This window comes from Aliikangiella sp. G2MR2-5, assembly GCF_015687155.1.
In the GTDB taxonomy this organism is placed as follows: Bacteria; Pseudomonadota; Gammaproteobacteria; order Enterobacterales; family Kangiellaceae; genus Aliikangiella.
In genome coordinates this window covers 195,631-212,613 of sequence record NZ_JADPQF010000005.1, presented here as the reverse complement: position 1 = coordinate 212,613, position 16,983 = coordinate 195,631, and the positions used below count along the sequence as shown (strand labels likewise).

16 protein-coding genes and 1 pseudogene are annotated in these 16,983 nt (G+C 39.8%); 8 read left to right on the top strand and 9 right to left on the bottom strand.

Translation table 11 applies throughout. The features are described 5' to 3' along the window. Window positions 1-306: 306 nt before the first annotated feature. From IYN84_RS16255 to IYN84_RS21510, 4 genes and pseudogenes are all read left to right on the top strand, one after another. Complete coding sequence (locus IYN84_RS16255) at window positions 307-792, top strand: RNA polymerase sigma factor (protein ID WP_196140305.1); 486 nt, start codon at window positions 307-309, stop codon at window positions 790-792. A 4-nt stretch (window positions 793-796) separates the two neighbouring features. Then, on the top strand, window positions 797-1,246 hold the full coding sequence (locus tag IYN84_RS16250; RefSeq protein WP_196140304.1) for a hypothetical protein: 450 nt from the start codon (window positions 797-799) through the stop codon (window positions 1,244-1,246). 171 nt (window positions 1,247-1,417) lie between these two features. Then, window positions 1,418-1,675: pseudogene (locus IYN84_RS16245) on the top strand (AAA family ATPase); the annotation flags it as partial. Next, complete coding sequence (locus tag IYN84_RS21510; protein WP_196140303.1) at window positions 1,623-1,868, top strand: hypothetical protein; 246 nt, start codon at window positions 1,623-1,625, stop codon at window positions 1,866-1,868. The pseudogene IYN84_RS16245 and the gene IYN84_RS21510, both read left to right, overlap by 53 nt. 272 nt (window positions 1,869-2,140) lie before the next feature. On the opposite strand, the gene IYN84_RS16235 is transcribed toward IYN84_RS21510, so the two are convergent. From IYN84_RS16235 to IYN84_RS16220, 4 genes are all read right to left on the bottom strand, one after another. Next, complete coding sequence (locus tag IYN84_RS16235; RefSeq protein WP_196140302.1) at window positions 2,141-2,680, bottom strand: YcxB family protein; 540 nt, start codon at window positions 2,678-2,680, stop codon at window positions 2,141-2,143. 77 nt (window positions 2,681-2,757) lie between these two features. Then, complete coding sequence (locus IYN84_RS16230) at window positions 2,758-3,204, bottom strand: hypothetical protein (RefSeq protein WP_196140301.1); 447 nt, start codon at window positions 3,202-3,204, stop codon at window positions 2,758-2,760. A 97-nt stretch (window positions 3,205-3,301) separates the two neighbouring features. Next, window positions 3,302-3,610 (bottom strand): hypothetical protein, encoded by a 309-nt coding sequence (locus IYN84_RS16225; protein ID WP_196140300.1) that lies wholly within the window; start codon window positions 3,608-3,610, stop codon window positions 3,302-3,304. Window positions 3,611-3,989: 379 nt separating this feature from the next. Then, window positions 3,990-4,622 (bottom strand): hypothetical protein, encoded by a 633-nt coding sequence (locus tag IYN84_RS16220; RefSeq protein ID WP_196140299.1) that lies wholly within the window; start codon window positions 4,620-4,622, stop codon window positions 3,990-3,992. Between the two features lie 572 nt (window positions 4,623-5,194). On the opposite strand from IYN84_RS16220, the gene IYN84_RS16215 reads away from it, so the two are divergent. Next, window positions 5,195-6,598 (top strand): pectin acetylesterase-family hydrolase, encoded by a 1,404-nt coding sequence (locus tag IYN84_RS16215; RefSeq protein WP_196140298.1) that lies wholly within the window; start codon window positions 5,195-5,197, stop codon window positions 6,596-6,598. Between the two features lie 707 nt (window positions 6,599-7,305). Here IYN84_RS16215 and IYN84_RS16210 read toward each other — a convergent pair. The 3 genes from IYN84_RS16210 to IYN84_RS16200 form a co-directional block, all read right to left on the bottom strand. Next, on the bottom strand, window positions 7,306-7,956 hold the full coding sequence (locus IYN84_RS16210; RefSeq protein ID WP_196140297.1) for a hypothetical protein: 651 nt from the start codon (window positions 7,954-7,956) through the stop codon (window positions 7,306-7,308). Between the two features lie 105 nt (window positions 7,957-8,061). After that, window positions 8,062-8,679: an HD domain-containing protein gene (locus tag IYN84_RS16205; protein WP_210330611.1), complete on the bottom strand. Its 618-nt coding sequence runs from the start codon at window positions 8,677-8,679 to the stop codon at window positions 8,062-8,064. Window positions 8,680-8,718: 39 nt separating this feature from the next. Then, window positions 8,719-10,056 carry an amino acid permease gene (locus IYN84_RS16200; RefSeq protein ID WP_210330601.1) on the bottom strand — a complete coding sequence of 446 codons (1,338 nt, stop codon included), beginning with the start codon at window positions 10,054-10,056 and terminating at the stop codon, window positions 8,719-8,721. Window positions 10,057-10,219: 163 nt separating this feature from the next. Between IYN84_RS16200 and IYN84_RS16195 the strand changes: the two genes are divergently transcribed. After that, entirely contained in the window at window positions 10,220-10,744 is a 525-nt protein-coding gene (locus IYN84_RS16195; RefSeq protein ID WP_196140296.1) for a hypothetical protein, read from the top strand. Between the two features lie 280 nt (window positions 10,745-11,024). On the opposite strand, the gene IYN84_RS16190 is transcribed toward IYN84_RS16195, so the two are convergent. Further along, window positions 11,025-11,555, bottom strand: coding sequence for a hypothetical protein (locus IYN84_RS16190; protein ID WP_196140295.1), 531 nt, complete (start codon window positions 11,553-11,555; stop codon window positions 11,025-11,027). A 153-nt stretch (window positions 11,556-11,708) separates the two neighbouring features. Beyond that, complete coding sequence (locus IYN84_RS16185) at window positions 11,709-12,941, bottom strand: hypothetical protein (protein WP_196140294.1); 1,233 nt, start codon at window positions 12,939-12,941, stop codon at window positions 11,709-11,711. Window positions 12,942-13,310: 369 nt separating this feature from the next. On the opposite strand from IYN84_RS16185, the gene IYN84_RS16180 reads away from it, so the two are divergent. Next, entirely contained in the window at window positions 13,311-15,158 is a 1,848-nt protein-coding gene (locus tag IYN84_RS16180) for a S8 family serine peptidase (protein WP_196140293.1), read from the top strand. 345 nt (window positions 15,159-15,503) lie between these two features. Beyond that, window positions 15,504-16,793 carry a methyl-accepting chemotaxis protein gene (locus tag IYN84_RS16175; protein WP_196140292.1) on the top strand — a complete coding sequence of 430 codons (1,290 nt, stop codon included), beginning with the start codon at window positions 15,504-15,506 and terminating at the stop codon, window positions 16,791-16,793. Window positions 16,794-16,983 lie beyond the last annotated feature (190 nt).

Sequence of the window (16,983 nt, the reverse complement as noted above, 5' to 3'; positions counted from 1 at the left end):
ATTTGGCTGGGTGTCCCATTACATTTAAAACAAAGTAATACTTAAAACAAAGTAATGCTAAAAACACAAAATCGACCGATTACCTTAAACAGGTTAAACTTTTAGAAAATACCCTCTCTAGGGTCTATCTCCGTGTAATAACTCCCATTCTTTAAAACAATTATTACGATAAATATTGATAATACCCCCTCCTCACAAATATCAGTAATATTAAGTCAAGTCGGTCGAACTGGTTACTAGATAACCAAGCAACAAATAAAAACTAAAAGTTGTAACCTTTCCCGCTTTAACTGGATATTTATCAATATGAAAACAACAATACTCAATTTCCAGACGCTTTACGATGAATATTACCAAGATATTTTTCGATTTGCGTACTGGCTCAGTGGAAACCGTGAAGATGCGAAAGATATTGCAGCTGAAACCTTTACTCGTCTATGGATGTCGCGGGAGACATTCCGAGCAACAAGTGTTAAAGGTTACTTAATTACTATCGCTCGCAACCTCTACCTACAAGGAAAACGAAAAAAGGCCACTGTTTCTCTTGATGAAGATATCATTGATACCGCACCACCGACTGAACAATTAGTCAGTTCCAAAGCGGAACTTAGTTTGGTTATGAGAAAATTACAAAAATTACCTGAAATTGACCGTACTATAGTCCTAATGAAAACTCTTGAAGGACTATCTTTCCCAGAAATATCTCAAATTCTTGGCATCTCAGTTTCCTCGCTAAAAGTCAAATTACACCGAAGCAGGAAGAAGCTAAGCGATGAATTTAATAAGGAGTAAACAAATGAAAATAACTATTAACGTTATTGAAGACTTGTTACCGCTCTACTTTGATGAAGAGCTATCTAGCGACTCTCGAGAAATTATAGAGGATTACTTCAAGCAGAATCCTGATTATGAAAAAAAAGTCCGAGAAGAACAAGGTCGACTAGCGAAGCTTCCATCAATTAGCAGTGGTGATATTCAGCCAGAAGACAACTTTGAAAAGGAAAAGCTAATGAATTTGAAGAATACTCAACATTTAATTCAACTAAGAACCATTATTTTTGCCGTAGCAAACTTCGGAATATTCTTTCCACTTGTCTACTACACATTTTATGATTTTGGTGATAGAGAATTTAAAAACTTCTCAGACATACTGACCGATGTTGGTGGGATTCTGTTTATCGTCGGAGTCATTGCCTGGATAGCCTATTTTGTATTGAAACACCGTTTACGAACTAGTGAGGTATAACATAGCACAAGGCTAGAGCCCTCTTAAGAGGGTTTTGGCTTTTCTCATTTTCAGTGTGATAAAATACTAGCACTTCTATACTACAGCAGTTTGGTGAATTAATGACCTTTACCGGCACAGACAACTATATCGCTACTAATGAGCTACTAATGAGCTACTAATGAGCTACAAATGGCAGTGAATGCGGCCAAAACTCTAGAGCGCCCGCTTTTGATAAAAGGAGAGCCAGGCACCGGCAAAACAATACTTGCCGAAGAAGTTGCGGCGGCTTTGGATATGCCTTTGGTTCAGTGGCATATTAAATCCACCACTAAAGCCCATCAAGGCTTGTACGAATATGACGCGGTTTCTAGACTAAGAGATTCTCAGTTAGGTGATGACAAAGTACATGATATTAAGAACTACATTAAGCGCGGCAAGCTATGGGACGACTTACCGGGACAGCCAAGTTAATACTCCTCAGCCATTGATAGAACAACTTAAACCTGGCGGGCGCATGGTGATCCCCGTTGGCATGCAGAGTCAAACTCAGTATCTGACATTGGTCACCAAACTTGCTGATGGCAAATTGGAAAAAAAGCGACTTCTTCCTGTTCGTTTTGTACCGCTAACTAGAGAATAAAAGTTTAAGCCAAAATCGAATAGGCTAACTTTCAAGCGGTGATTGATTATTCCAAGTTTGCACTGCGAGTAATGAGCGAGAGAGTCTGGACTAGAGTTTACAAATTTAAAACCCTGTCCCGATTGAACCTGGCACTGATGTGTGGATTCTCCATTGAGGCGAACATCACTATGACGCGAATTAATTGGTCGCGACTTGCTACAAAACGGACGTTAACTTGAAAAGCATGATTCCGTCGCAAAGCGCGATATCAACAAGTTCTTAACGCTTGGTTAAGAAGCGGAGTTGTTTTCGGCGTCTTTTTTCAGCGCTTTGTTACATTCTAATGCAAAATTATAAAGAGCATCTGGGTCTTCTATTTTTTCCTCGGGAAAAATAAAAGCACTCTCAGTATCTACAAAAAGCATAATCATCCCATTAACCCGAACTATTTTTATTACATTGGTCCAGCTGTGAAACCCTTTGTATCCATCAGTAGTATGACCAATGCCTTCATCCGTGAATGTATATTTATGTTCTCCAATGAAAACTCCATTTTCCATCGGAGCGTATGCTTCAAGTAGCTTTTTCTTGTTGGGTCGAAAAATTAAATATAGTGAAGAAAGAAATATTGCTTCATATACCGCTGTCGGAGCATGAATACTTTCTAAATTCTTGAGAATCATCACAATAAAAAAACCGATATAGAGCCATATCAATACATTGACCCAACCTTTATCGAGTGGAGAGCGCACTGCCTTAGGTAACATTGAAGTGATGTAACCTGAATATTTGCGCCAGTCTTCTTTTTCGTATGTTATTTCAATCTGCATTGTACTTTCCAGATACACTACCCACTAAAGCGGCGCTAGTTCAGCGCATATTCTTGTGTCGTTTTTCCAATGTTTTATTATGTTTTTGATGCATTGACTAATTCATTATTAAATCTTTCAAGTTCAGCTAAGAACTCAAGAAGCTCGCCTTCGCTAGATTCCTTTAATTCGACAAGAAACTCAGAATTTTTATGACCGTCAAAGATTCCTTTACCAAAACGCAGATATCCAGATATAGATGCATTAATAACAGGAAGATAATGGCTTAACTTGTCAATGATATTCCGATTTCTCTTGATCTTAGGAACACCCTTTTTTACAAATGTATTCCACCTATTAAAGTATTCAAATAATCCACGTCCTTTAAGAGACCTCAACTCGGCAGGCCTTAGCCCATCATTCAGTTCCATGAAGCATGGCATACAAAAACCGCCAGTTGTCTCATATGTATTTTTCAAGCAGGACACATCACATTTGCTGCAATTTAGTTTCTTATCTCGCACTTGCTTACCTTGTTGAAACATAACGCCTGTATAACTGGCGAATTGTAGTTGGTTGGATTTTTGTGCTATTCAAGCACAAAAACCAAGCGACGGAAATGGAGTCCAGTTGATACATTTGTTAGGCACTAGTTCTGCCAGTCTCAAAAACTTCTACAATATTAGGCTTTTTCTTTACTAAACAAATTATGGTAAGCAGATAACCTGCAAAGATAGAAAAAGCCACCAAAAACCAAGCAAGCAACAACTTAAAACCTATATGTGCACTACCATATCTGAATATTGATACGAGGTGCATTACCAATAATACGATACCAACTAGAATACCAATAAATAAAGAAATGGAAGACGGTAAACTCCCCGGCAATACACTCTCTAAGATAATCCCCGTCAAAATAAGAGAAATTCCAATATAAAATAATGGTTTCATATGAAAGTGCCTAACAGATTATTATCTTCACTAAATCACGATAATACGAAAATCTCTAAGATACCTAAAGTGCTTTTTATATTAAAAACAGCCAGTTAAATGATAAAGATAAAGTAAAGCCTTGTTATTATCGTGATTTGCTGACGATAAATACGCATCTCAAAAATAGAATACCAATTAAAATCAAATAGATAATTAGGTTTTGAAGCGTAGTAAGAACATTATCAATTGGAAAGTCCAAGTTGTTTTAAAAAGCTGAAATGAGACAAATTGCCCGGCTTAATAATATCTGGAGTTCGAAAGCTTCAGTTCCAGTATAAATTGAAACCGGTTAATTAAAAACGGCGCCCTGCAGGCGCCGCTTTGGTTCTAGAAAAAACTAATCTTCTTTCTCTTCAATTGTAATTATTTTGTGTAATCTGACTTCTTCTTCACCATCTGTATTGACGATAACTTCAAAGTCACCGTTATTGGAGTGCCACTCTATAGCCTTGTGATCACCATCAATTTTCACATCGTTTGAACTAAATACCATAATGTGTTTATTGTTAAACTTAACTTTCTTGTTGACTCCTGCAGCTACAAACGCATCTCGGATAATTTGTTTCTGGTTTTCGTCAAGCTCAATTCCGGTGATAGTAACTACATCTTCGTGTATTCCTTGAAATGGCATTGACTTATGCAGCTTGGCTCCGAGCTTACCGGTAAATACCGGGATATCCAACTCTTTACCCTCAACATTAATCTTATAACCATTTTCAGTTTTTGTAGCTACCACACTCTTACCTGATTGAGTGGTGAATGTTTTTGATTCACCCACATTAAGTTCTGGCAAGTCAAAACTATCTGACTCTCCGTCTACTTTTAAATCGACGACAGCATCTTCATTATTCGTTTTATTAATATTGATAAGAACCTGATGAGGTTCTTTCTCGCTTGCAATGGCAGAAAAGCTGGCAAAAGCTAACGCGCCGAATACCGTAGCTAATACTGTTTTTGTTAGATATTTCATTTTTGTCTCCATTAATGACCTAAATATAAGTTAAAACTGAATTGATTTCGAGATACCTATTTCAATCTCCGTGCCAACTTATATTTTTCCTTTGTTTTCGCGGTGTTCAGAGGCATTTGCATAAAAGTAGTCTAACAAAACTCTTTAATTGGCCATAGCCAATATCCCCAAATGGGAAATAGCCTACTGATTAAAGGAATCAATAATTCCAATCTTCACCTTGTGCGTCGCATCAATCACTACTGGAGATTGCTAATACAGCTACCAGAATTCATTCATACCTCGACTAAACATAAGCATTTGTTATCTGGTACATTTTTACCATTTAAAGATAAATGTCTATGTTCAAAAATCACCCAAACAAAAATCTCGAATTGTTATAACTTTCAATAACTTAAAATAAATTTGCAGGTCTAAGGACAGAGGTCTAACCTGAGTTTTCCTGAAGGTCGTATTACCTCTAACGGTAATTGCCAGGAAGAGAGCCGAGCCTCATCTAAACCAATAACAATGCGAAGGTCTTGGCTTAGTAAATAACGATAACAATGTGTTTCGACTCAGGAGGACCACTGATGAAACAAAAGAAAGCACTCGCTTCATTAATTGCCGCAGGACTTCTCACTACTTCACTAACAGCTTCAGCAGAATTGGGAGACTACGGTTTCTGGAAAACACTATCAAACCTTTTCTCTCCGCCCAAAGCTGATAACCCGGTTACCAGCGAGCAAGCCAATGCTGCTCAGTATCCGCTAGTCAATAACCCTCAGGGTTTTTCTGATGGTTTCAGTCCCGGCAGCTATTTAAACTGGCAAACAGTTCAACTGGATCCGTCAACCGGAGCACTGTGCGGAAATGGCTCTCCCTTTAAGTTTTTTGTTAACCGCGTGGCCCATACCAGTAATACCATAATATACATGGAAGGCGGAGGCGCATGCTGGGATTATGAAAGTTGCACCGGACAGACAGGCATTCGCGGCGCTCGCAATCCAGATGGTATTCCAGATGACTATATGAGTCTGCTTAATCCCGGTGCCAGCCTGGTAAGTCCACTGGTTTTCAGGCTTCACCCCTGGAGCGGAGCGAAAACTCAAGCCTGGAACATGATCTATGTTCCCTACTGTACCGGTGACACCTATACCGGCGACAAGGTTGCACTGTATGAAGATCCATCCGGAGAAAAAGAGCCCCTGGTCTGGTACCACAACGGCATTAAAAATGTCCGCTCAGTAGTTGCCTGGCTAAAAAACAATCTTCAACGTCCAGCTCAAATGATGGTTGCCGGATGCAGTGCCGGTAGTACCGGAACGCTTGCCAACTATCACCCCATTCGCCGCGATATGGAACCCAGTAAAGGCTTTTTACTCAATGACTCGGGGCCTATTTATCCAGCCCCGGTTGACGGTAATTTGGAACAGTATCCATCGATATTACTTCATGAGAAAATTAGAGATGCTTGGGGACTGGACACTAACGGCAACGGCCCGCTCGACTATATAGCCAATGAGCTCCCCGCATTTTCACTCAACAACATGGGGACGCTTTATAACGGACTGGCGGAAAAATATGTTAATGACCGAATGGGACACACTCAGTTCTGGCAAGATCTAAACTACTCTTCTTATTCATATGAACGATTTTATGAAGATATCTACAATGATCCGGACCAGGCAAGTCGAGAAGAAAAAATTCATACTCGATGGCATCAGGATACCAATAACCTGAAGTCCGAACTGGAAGCCTATGACAATTTCGGTTACTTCCTTCCTCATTACAGAGGTGTCAACGAAAGCCACTGCACAACCATTATCGAATTTGCTAATTCCGATATCCAGGAGCAGGGGCTCGAGTTAGACGACTTCATTGATAATTTAATGAACGGTAACGGAGCGGTAATGCAAGCTTCAGAAACAGATACACAAAGTGACTATGAAAAAGGGTTTAATTTACTTTACTGGTTACTCGACCAGTTACTTTAATCCACAATATTAGTCTACCGCATTAATTTACCTACCAATGCCAGGTGCAAGTCAGCGCCTGGCAACTCTTGTTCTTTATAGTAATAGCATGAAGATAACGCCAACATTTATTTACTTGTGAATTCGTAGGCTGCGTGTAAGATTCCAGAACCATGAGAAATGCCACGCATAGACGGTGCTCATCAAATACTATGAGTTGCGCTAAGTGTCCAGGGTTAACATGCAGAAAAGAGTTTCATTATCAGCGTATGTAAAAAAGCGAACCGGTGTCGCTTTGGGTGCTAGTCATTCAATGAGAAATATGTTCTACCGCTCACTTGGCGCTAGCTCTTTTCACTACTTCTGGTGCTATTGGAATCCTATTTGGGGCTACTTTCTATCACGATATGTAATGAAGCCAATTAATTCGCTATTACCTCACTGGCTTGCAATAGTATTAACATTTAGTGTTTGCGGTGCGTTACATGACTTGGCCGTATCATTAGTCTATTTAACTCCTTTTTTCCTGATAACTCCCTGGTTTTCTTTAATGGGCTTTACCGTTATATTGACAAAATATTTTGCTATCACTTATCCCTCATTTCCCTGGCTCTTTCGAGCTTCGATCAACCTGCTATTGATAGCCGTTACTTTTTGGCTAACAAAATTGTTAATGCACTTTTGTTGCTGACATTAGACAAACCAGGATATATTGCAATAACTTCCACCTAACCACCGTAAGCTTTTTTTCTAGCCTCAGCTAATCGGCGAGCCAGATATTCTTCGCGAGAAAGTCCATCTGGAAAAGTTTCCATTTTCATAACTTCAGAAACAATACTTTTTTCCATTGACTTATAATCTTTAAATTGAGGATTCGGATTGTTTATAAAGGCTTGATTACGCTCATCAGCAACTTTTTTGTACTCTGCTACCAGTTCTTCACCTATCATTTTTGCTTTATCCTGATCTGGATTAAGTTTTAATAAAGCAAGTTTAAGCATCAGCATTTCAGAGTAGGAAATCTTGTCCTGTTTTTTTAAATAATTTAACTCTTTTTCAACTTCCTCTAACTTTGCTTCTCGAGTAGCATCATCCATTCCTTCGGCTTCATTGACCAGAGTTCTAAGTTTGGATCTTGTTTCAAAGATAGACTGATATTCTTTGTATTTTGCTAACCGTTCGTCTTTAACGCCTTCTAGCAGGTTCTCAGAAAGCTTATCTTTATCTTCATTAATCAGGGGGAATTCGGCTTTATCTTTCAATGGCTTTGATAACTCTGCGGTTTTCAGTCCATGCTCATCGCCTCTCTCGATCAAATGAAAATAGTAGGCAACAAACGTAATAATGAGCAGAATTATTATCATAATTTTTCTATTCATTTGTCTCATTCCTCCATTATTATCTTTTGTTCTTATTATTAAAGCTTGAACGCAAAAAAATAGCGTATCACACAATAACCCGGTTAAAAACGTTTCATTGAGATATTATCGCCTCACATTGCCTTGATCAAACTCATTGCTAATCTTGTTTTCTAACAGTTTCCAAAGTGCCTCACTACCCTCAGCAATACGACTATTAAGTCCTAAAACGCTTTCTTTGCTAATATCGTGCTTTCGCCAGCTGTGAAAATCTCCGTTTAAGTTATGCAACAAAGGAGGAACTCTATCTATCGCTCTGGCAAAGCGGGAATCAGGAGTTTCACCTGCTTCAAACTCTAACCAGAGCGCAAGGTATTCATCGAGTTTATTACCAGGCAAAAGTGATAAAACTCTTTTCACGCCTTCTTCTTCTGCCAGCTTATTTTCCTTAGTTTCGCTTTGATAAATAATTGTATCACCAGCGTCAATTTCTCCTAAGTCATGAATTAGTAACATCTTAATTACGCGATTTACATCGATATCTTCATCTGCAAAATCTTTCAACATTAAAGCTGAAAGGCAAACATGCCAACTATGCTCCGCTGAATTTTCATACCTTTCGAGTCCAACCGGTTTGGTTTTTCGAAAGACATTTTTTAGCTTTTCTATTTCAATTATAAAAGACAATGTCTGTTCAATTTCGCTCTGAACATCACTGTTTTCTCTTAAAGATTTTTGTGTCAAGCGTTACTCCCGTTAAATCGCGCAACTTAGAAAGTATATTTAGGTAATTTTTTTTCTCTTCTTCAGATATTTTTCATAGCCAATTGACAAAAGGTAGCCGCAACCCCCCAGAACAATGACTAAAAGACTATAAGCAGCTTCAGTTGTTTTTTCTTTAATAATGTAGAATAAAGTCCAACCAACCAAAAGTAAAAAGAATATCGGCGGTAATGGAAACCCCCAGGTCTTATAAGGTCGTTCAAGATTTGGCTCTTTGAATCTCAAGATAAAAATTCCCAGAACGGCAAAGAAATTATTCAAAGCCAAAGCAAAGCCGGAAAAAATCAGGATAGACTCGAAAGATGATGTCACGACAAATAGCATGGCAAGCAAAGATTGAAAATATATCGCTCGCTGTGGAATTCCATCTTGATTTAATCGGCCAAGATATGAAAAAAGCTTAAAATCCTCTCCAATGACCTGCAGCACTCTTGGTCCAGCCATTGTCATTGCACTTACGGTGGATACAAGCAGTAACGCCATGATGACGCCTGTCAGATCTGCTCCCACTTGCCCAAATATGGATTTCGCCGCAATATAGCCAATTTCAACTTTACCAACCATAGCTTCTATAGGGGTTGTATAAAGAAAGATAAAATTAATTCCGAGATAACAAAATAGAACCAGGGTTGTTCCAACAAATAATATCCTGGGCAATGTCTTTTGTGGCTCTTCTAACTCACTACTCAAATAGGTTGCGGCATTCCACCCCATGTAAGCGTAACTAACATAAATAAGCGATACCGCAAACGCACCACTTAAGATAGCATGTTCATCCATCGCAGACGGCAAAAAAGATAATGGTTCAGGAGTCGCTTCCAGAACAAATCCCAAAATGCAGAACAGGATAATTAGCGCCAATTTTAGTAAGGTAAATACCCACTGAAGTCCTGCACTATTACGATGATTACTACCATGAACCATCATCAGCGCAAAAATTAAAGAAAGCGCTAACCAATTGGACGATAGTCCTGGAAATACCGATGACAAATATGAACCAAAAGTTATAGCCGCCAAAGCCACCGGAGCAGCAAATCCAATAGTTGAAGAAATCCACCCGGAAACAAAACCAGCTCCAGGATGGTAGCAACGCGAAAGAAAATTATACTCACCACCATTTCGAGGCAATGCAGCCCCCAACTCTGCATAGGTTAAGGCTCCACACAGAGCAACAATACCACCAACCACCCACAACATTAGCAACGCGAAACCTGACTGAATATCAACAAGCTGAAATCCAAGACTGGTGAATACTCCTGTCCCAATCATGTTGGCAACGACAACAGCGACCGCTGTTTTCGGATCAAATAGTCTATTTGGCGTAACTTCTTTTTGCACCAGCTCTCCGTGAACTCCAACCAGAAATGAGATTATACAAACCAGCTATAATGAAATGCTCATTCGTCTAATATATAAAGAAAACAAGGCGTAAGCAGAGTATCAAACCCTGACCTTAATCCATAGTACATCAATCATTCAACAACTCCCAAGGAGTATCACTATGAAAATATTTTCTCTCAGTAGTCGGCTACTATTTCTTGCTCTGCTGATTTCCTTTGCCTGGCCATCACAGGCATTTGATAATGAAAAAAAAGCTTGTAAAACGCATGAATATCGCCAATTTGACTTTTGGATTGGAAATTGGGAAGTCATGAATGCAAAGGGAGAAAAAGTCGGAGAAAATCATATTTACCCAATTCTAAATGGCTGCGCACTTTCAGAAAATTGGGTGAATGTTAAGGGGACTGCTGGTGTCAGTTACAATTTTTATAATCAAGACGAGAAGCACTGGCACCAAACCTGGGTAGATGAGGAGGGTGGTAGTCTTAACCTCAATGGAAAGCTGGTGAATGGCCAGATGATTCTAAGTGGCGCCAGAACAGATAAAGAAGGAAAGAGTGTTACTGACAGAATTACGTGGACATCTTTAAAGGATGGAAGAGTTAAACAGCATTGGGAAATATCTGAAGACTCAGGCCAAAGCTGGAAAGATCTATTCGTTGGCTTTTATCAAAAGTCTGAATAGTACATAATCAAAAGGCTCGAAAGGGCCTTTCTGGCTTTTCAGCTTTTCAGCTTTTCAGCTTTTCAGCTTTTCAGCTTTTCAGCTTTTCAGCTTTTCTATCTCCTTGTTTTTTCCTGCATTTGCAATACTAAAGTTGTATTTGCTCGAAACAGTTGTATTCGATCGAATACGGTTCCCATCAACACACTTATCGTCATCCCAAAAGTCGCTTTTACTAGCTATAAATAACTTTTAGGATTAGTCATTAAAATTACTAAAAAACAACTCGGCCACTGATTGCTTACTGACTTAATTTTACTTCACCACTATTAATAGCCCGAGCAAATCGTTGCAACAAAGCTTTTTGCTCTTTTGTGTCCAAAGCAGATAAGCTCGACTGAAAATATTCAACCTCTTTATTGTTTACCTCTCCCGAGGAAATAATCGCATTTAATCTCTCATTTGCTGCAACTAATTGCCCTTGTTCCGGTTGCATTTTCCCGGACTCTCCCTCTCCTGTAGCGACTTCATTTCCTTTCTTTTCTTTAGAAGATTGGGCACTCAATTCCTGTCGAATAATTTCTCTGAGAATCGGGAAATTTCGGGACGCAGGCGTTCCATTGTCACTGCTAATATGATTCATTTTGTAAGCTAGTGAGTGAATTTGAGATTTGAAATTTTGTTGACTTAATTTTGCATTTTCTTCAGTCTTCTGACTGAGTTCTGCAACTCTTTTATCGAGTTGTTTAACGTTAGATGAAAGGTATATAAGAAAAAAACTTTGTGCGAGACAAATTAAGAGAATAGCCCCAAATAGTCGTTCTGCTTTCATAAGCATCCGTAATATTATTCTTGTTGTTCACCCATGCTATTGAAAGAATTATCAAAGGTCAACACAATCTTATTTAGAGATGGCTGTTTAGTGAACCTGTAGGTTTTCTAACGCGTATTTATAAATATTGTGTACCCGGTTTATCAATGCATATTAGAACTTATAATAAAAACGATGGCTTGTAAGCCAGAGCGGATATTCCGCTTCAATAAAATAGCCAACAAAATTTTCAGTTTTTTCATTGAGTAGTCTGAATGCCAGATCAATTAGTTCATCAGCACATTCTATTTTAACTTTTTCCGACAGTATTTTCTCTTCAGGTTTAAATAATTTTATTTCCAATGACTCACTAAAACGCTCACTCCACAAGTCTTCAGGCGTATGTTCTTTTTCATGTATTTTTACACTCGAAGGATAGCATCCACATTGCACCGTACTTTTTTGGTCAAGCCTTTTGTCAACCAGTGTCGCTAAAACCAGTTTTTTTGCCGGACTGCGCTGCAACAGACTTTGACACACGACTTTAATTTCACTTTTGATTGGATTAACCAGCGTTCTGGTATCAAGATGTGCTAGCGTGATATCAAATTTTCCGCACTCTATCGGTTCTTTGGTATGATTGAATATCAAACCATTTTTCAGATTACTGACTCCTGCATAGGTTTTTTCAATCCCGTTGGTAGAGAACTCTTTTAATAAATATTCTCCATTTTTATCCGATATAAAATTAGTGTAATTGCTCTTATCCAGAAGCTTGGGATCAGAGATTTGGATTTCATCCAGATTTCCACCGAAATTTTGAACATAGGGGCGTGCAAATTTGGTTAGCTCGACCCCCAACTTTGCAGAAATGATAAACTCATCCAGATACTCAGGGTCCTGCTCATTAAATCTTAATATAGCAACGCCAAAGTAAGTATCTACCGACTCTCCGCTAATTTCACAATTAACCTCGAAGGCACTTTTCTTTAATTTACGATTGTAGGCATCTAACGATTTGGAACTTTTACTTAAAAATTTTACCAGTTGCCTTTTTAATTCAGAATGACTCGGCGCGAAGGACAGGATCAAATCCTCGTACTCCACGACCATCTGGTTAAACTCTGCAATTTCCTCACTAACTTCAATTCGCTTTTCAATTTCAGCAGCTATCTGCTTAAGACCTGAAACTCCCGGAAGCGTGATAATAACGTCGATCCCATCTTTGGTCTTTGTTAGAGCCTGCACCATTCGCTGGCAGGTAGACTTATTTACTTTGGTCCATCGCGCCAAACCGGCAATTGAGCGCGCAGAACGGGGGAAAAACTCAAAAGTTTCCCTTAGGACTTTCTTAAAATGTTCACCAGCTCTTCGAATTTGAGCTACTTCAGCTTCATTTAGCGCCATCGAGATAATTTCCTTAATAACTATGAGTTATGGCTAGTTGGTCAGAGCTGTTTAGTAATGCTTAAAAATCATACAGTTAGCTTCCAGCAAATCTCTACTGTGAATATTACCACAGTTTTCAGAGATGTTTTAGCCGCAGCGAAGTTGCATTTTAGAGTGAATTCAAATAATCTCTAAAACGCATCTGAGATACTTTTTAGATACATTCAATCTGAATCTATCTCTGCCTGCAACAGGCAGTATTTAAAGAAAGTTATAGCAGTAAAAAATAACACAATAACAAGAATCACAGGATGCGCTTCACACTATAAAACAAAACAACTCTCACATTAGTGAGTGAGTTATTCCTTAACGGAGGGAACTCTCAAAATGAAACTATCGAAAGTCGCATTAGCAGTTGGCATCATTGGTGCGCCGCTTGTTCAAGCTGGTGAACTTAAAGTCGCTTCTAATCCAGAAAATGCAATCACAAACCAATACATTGTTGTTTTCAAAAAGGCAGAGTTACAAAAAGCTGGCATGTCTTTGAATTCAGGCGGAATGAAAGCAGCAGTTAACAAAACAGTGAATTCGCTTGCGGAATCTCACAGAGTAGAGGCTTCAAAGCGCTTTTCCAAAGCAATTCAAGGTGCTGTTTTCAATATGACACCTGAAGCAGCAGCCAAAATGGCTCAACATCCTATGGTTGATTATATCGAGCCAGATCAATATGTCAGCATTCATGCTACACAAAATAACCCTACCTGGGGTATCGACCGCGTCGACCAAAGAAGTGGTTCATTGGATAGTCAATACACTTACAATACAAACGCTTCAAACGTGAACGTTTACGTTATCGATACTGGCGTTAACAGCAACTCCGATTTTGGCGGACGAGTTTACAATGGTTACGACTTTGTCGATAACGACAGCAACTCAAGTGATTGTCAGGGACACGGAACCCACGTAGCTGGAACGATTGCCAGTAACACCTACGGGGTCGCAAAAGGCGCTAAAGTCTATGGTGTGCGTGTACTAAACTGTCAAGGCTCAGGCTCTTTCTCAGGCATCATTGATGGTATTGAGTGGGTTGCAAACAACCATACTAAGCCTGCAGTTGCCAACATGAGTTTAGGCGGAAGTGCATCTTCGTCAATCGATGACGCGACTACCAGCCTGGTAAATTCTGGCGTAGTTACTGTTGTTGCAGCTGGTAATGACAACAGCGATGCCTGTAACTACTCTCCAGCGAGAACCCCAAGCGCGATCACCGTTGGTTCAACTGCACAGGGCGACTCTCGCTCTTCTTTCTCTAACTACGGAAACTGCGTTGACCTATTTGCACCGGGCTCAGATATTACTTCTACCTCTCAATCTGGTGGTTCAACAACCATGAGCGGAACCTCTATGGCAAGCCCTCATGTTGCCGGTATTGCTGCGCTTTATCTGGCCGATAATCCAAATGCAACACCTTCACAAGTCACTCAAGCGATTAAAGATGCGGCGACACCAAATGCTGTTAGTGACCCAAGAGGAACTGCTAACTTGTTAGCTTACTCACTATTCGGCGACACTCCTCCTGACGACGATAATCCTCCGGGAGACAATGTTCTACAAAACGGTACGCCGGTAACAGGACTTGGAGCTTCTCAGGGACAAGATATTGTTTACACCATGGATGTTCCTGCAGGTGCGACCAATATCAACTTCGCTATCAGTGGTGGCTCAGGCGATGCTGACCTTTATGTGAAATTCGGTTCAGCTCCAACAGATAGTTCATATGACTGCCGTCCATATAAAAATGGCAACTCAGAATCTTGCACAGGTACGCAAACAGGTGGAACTTATTATGTTCGCTTAAAAGCCTACTCGACCTTTTCAGGTGTGACTTTAACCGGTAGCTATGACGGCGATACTAATCCTCCTGGAGGAAATGATCCTATCGATGTAACGGCAACCGATGTTTCTGTTTCTTACGGGCAGTGGACGCGTTACTACTATGACCTTCCAGAAGGATACTCTAGCTTAACAGTATCAATCTCTGGCGGCTCTGGTGATGCAGACCTTTACGTTCGCCACGGTGCACAGTCAAGCTTGTATCAATACGATTGTCGCCCATACAAGAGTGGAAATAATGAGTCCTGTAATTTCACGAACCCTCAAAGCGGTCGCTGGTACCTGGATCTCTACGGTTATAGTGCAGCCTCCGGTATCACTTTGAGATTACAGGCAAATTAAATACATTTTACAAAAATTAGCCTTATCTACTAGAAATGTCTCCTTGTGACAGTGTAAGTAGACCCTTCGGGGAAGCTTTGCTTCCCCATTTTTTGTCCGCTCTTCCCTCTTGACCCCGTCGTTGGCACTCACAATTGCAGTAAACTCAAAGTCCCTAAAATATGGCCGGGTAACAGTTACTTTTCATTTATTTGCTTATATAGCCTATATTTAAGTTAGATAATTCTAATTAGACTAACTTGAGAGCAGGATCTTTCCCCCTTTTAAGAGTCGTTTGCTTTTCCTGTTTCATTAACCACAAAAGCGACATAGGAAACAACCTGGCTAGTTGAGAGTAACTTCAAAATGAAAAAAGATGTACCCAAGCTTGTAGACGCCCCCAACACATCTACTTTGCATATATTTGTAAAAAACGCTCTCCCCGGAATAGTTGTTTGTATAGTTGGGCTTTTGCTTGTTTCACTCTATGCAGATTTCAATACTCAGCAAATACTAATGCTCAGTTCAGTTATAGTTATAATGTTGGCTGTTAACTTTTTTATAACGAATCGACAGTTTTATCAGAACCTTGTCCAGTTGCATGATTACGCACTAGCTCTTCAGAATTCAGAAACAGTAGATATAAAAGCTCGTTTGCCAGCCCAAGGCTGTGGTTTGTTGTGTCAGGTATTTGAGGCAATCAATGAGCATCAAAAAAGAAACAACGACTTACTCACTCAAATATATGCTTCCACAGCAAGATTGACCCCCATGGCAAATGAGCTCAACTCTACGTATCACACAATGCAGCAAAAATCTGCAATGCAGGACGAATTGGGGAATAAGTTAAATTCTGCATTTATTCAGGTTTATGAAGGGGCATTGGGACTGCATCAAAACCTTGATCAAGCCTTCGAAGAAATAAAACGTTCCAGTCAAACTATCAGAGAAGCCCACCAATCATCCAGCAGCTCAGCAAATAGCGTGCAAGAGCTAACTCGACAGATGGAGCAAGCAGCACAGCAAATCGAAGAACTCAGAGTAAACAGCGGGCAGATAAATGCCATTATTGACGTCATTACAACGATTGCGGACCAAACCAATTTGTTGGCGCTAAATGCCGCGATTGAAGCAGCTCGAGCCGGAGAACAAGGTCGCGGATTTGCAGTCGTTGCTGATGAAGTCAGAACCCTGGCCGAAAAAACTGGTGCCTCTACCCAACAGGTACGAGATATGGTTTCCAAAATACAGGAAGGCACTAACCGAGTCGCTGACTCTATTGAGAAAAGCAGTATTAAGTCGAAAGAGACCATTGAACTATCTAGCGAAGCATCCGAGCAATTAAATATTGCTTTAGAAGCCATTAACTCTTTTAGTGACCTTTCTTCACATTCCATTGACCTGTCTACAAGGCAAAAGGATATATCCTATGCCGCTCAACAGGAAATCAAAGCCATAGTTGAGTTAAACCATGAAGTGGCCGAAAGCGGGGTTCATCAGGAGGTTTCTTCCGAAGACTTGCAGAAGCTTGCCGCCAGACTTAAATCCTTCCTCGACAGTTTTTCTTTTAATGACGCTCACTGGGATGACGCAGTCAGGTACAAAACCCGAGAGGCCTCAAACAATAAACCTGCTTCGGAGGTAGAGCTATTCTAGAACAACGGCCGGTTTCCATACCCTGTAATAAAAATTCAATAAATCTGACCTCATCATGCCAATCAACCACAAGCCATTGATATATATATAAAATCATATTTCCAACGCTATATTTTACTTTAATCATCAATATTGAAACTTAAAAATTCGGGACAGCGACTTGATCTCTGAGTTCTTATCCTTATAATGA

What these genes read in the sequence shown, in the direction of transcription:
- IYN84_RS16225 (WP_196140300.1), bottom strand. Translation starts at nt 3,610, where the DNA reads ATGAAACCATTATTTTATATTGGAATTTCTCTTATTTTGACGGGGATT.
- IYN84_RS16185 (WP_196140294.1), bottom strand. Translation starts at nt 12,941, where the DNA reads ATGGCGCTAAATGAAGCTGAAGTAGCTCAAATTCGAAGAGCTGGTGAA.
- IYN84_RS16230 (WP_196140301.1), bottom strand. Translation starts at nt 3,204, where the DNA reads ATGTTTCAACAAGGTAAGCAAGTGCGAGATAAGAAACTAAATTGCAGC.
- IYN84_RS21510 (WP_196140303.1), top strand. Translation starts at nt 1,623, where the DNA reads ATGACAAAGTACATGATATTAAGAACTACATTAAGCGCGGCAAGCTAT.
- IYN84_RS16195 (WP_196140296.1), top strand. Translation starts at nt 10,220, where the DNA reads ATGAAAATATTTTCTCTCAGTAGTCGGCTACTATTTCTTGCTCTGCTG.
- IYN84_RS16235 (WP_196140302.1), bottom strand. Translation starts at nt 2,680, where the DNA reads ATGCAGATTGAAATAACATACGAAAAAGAAGACTGGCGCAAATATTCA.
- IYN84_RS16180 (WP_196140293.1), top strand. Translation starts at nt 13,311, where the DNA reads ATGAAACTATCGAAAGTCGCATTAGCAGTTGGCATCATTGGTGCGCCG.
- IYN84_RS16210 (WP_196140297.1), bottom strand. Translation starts at nt 7,956, where the DNA reads ATGAATAGAAAAATTATGATAATAATTCTGCTCATTATTACGTTTGTT.
- IYN84_RS16175 (WP_196140292.1), top strand. Translation starts at nt 15,504, where the DNA reads ATGAAAAAAGATGTACCCAAGCTTGTAGACGCCCCCAACACATCTACT.
- IYN84_RS16220 (WP_196140299.1), bottom strand. Translation starts at nt 4,622, where the DNA reads ATGAAATATCTAACAAAAACAGTATTAGCTACGGTATTCGGCGCGTTA.
- IYN84_RS16255 (WP_196140305.1), top strand. Translation starts at nt 307, where the DNA reads ATGAAAACAACAATACTCAATTTCCAGACGCTTTACGATGAATATTAC.
- IYN84_RS16190 (WP_196140295.1), bottom strand. Translation starts at nt 11,555, where the DNA reads ATGAAAGCAGAACGACTATTTGGGGCTATTCTCTTAATTTGTCTCGCA.
- IYN84_RS16215 (WP_196140298.1), top strand. Translation starts at nt 5,195, where the DNA reads ATGAAACAAAAGAAAGCACTCGCTTCATTAATTGCCGCAGGACTTCTC.
- IYN84_RS16250 (WP_196140304.1), top strand. Translation starts at nt 797, where the DNA reads ATGAAAATAACTATTAACGTTATTGAAGACTTGTTACCGCTCTACTTT.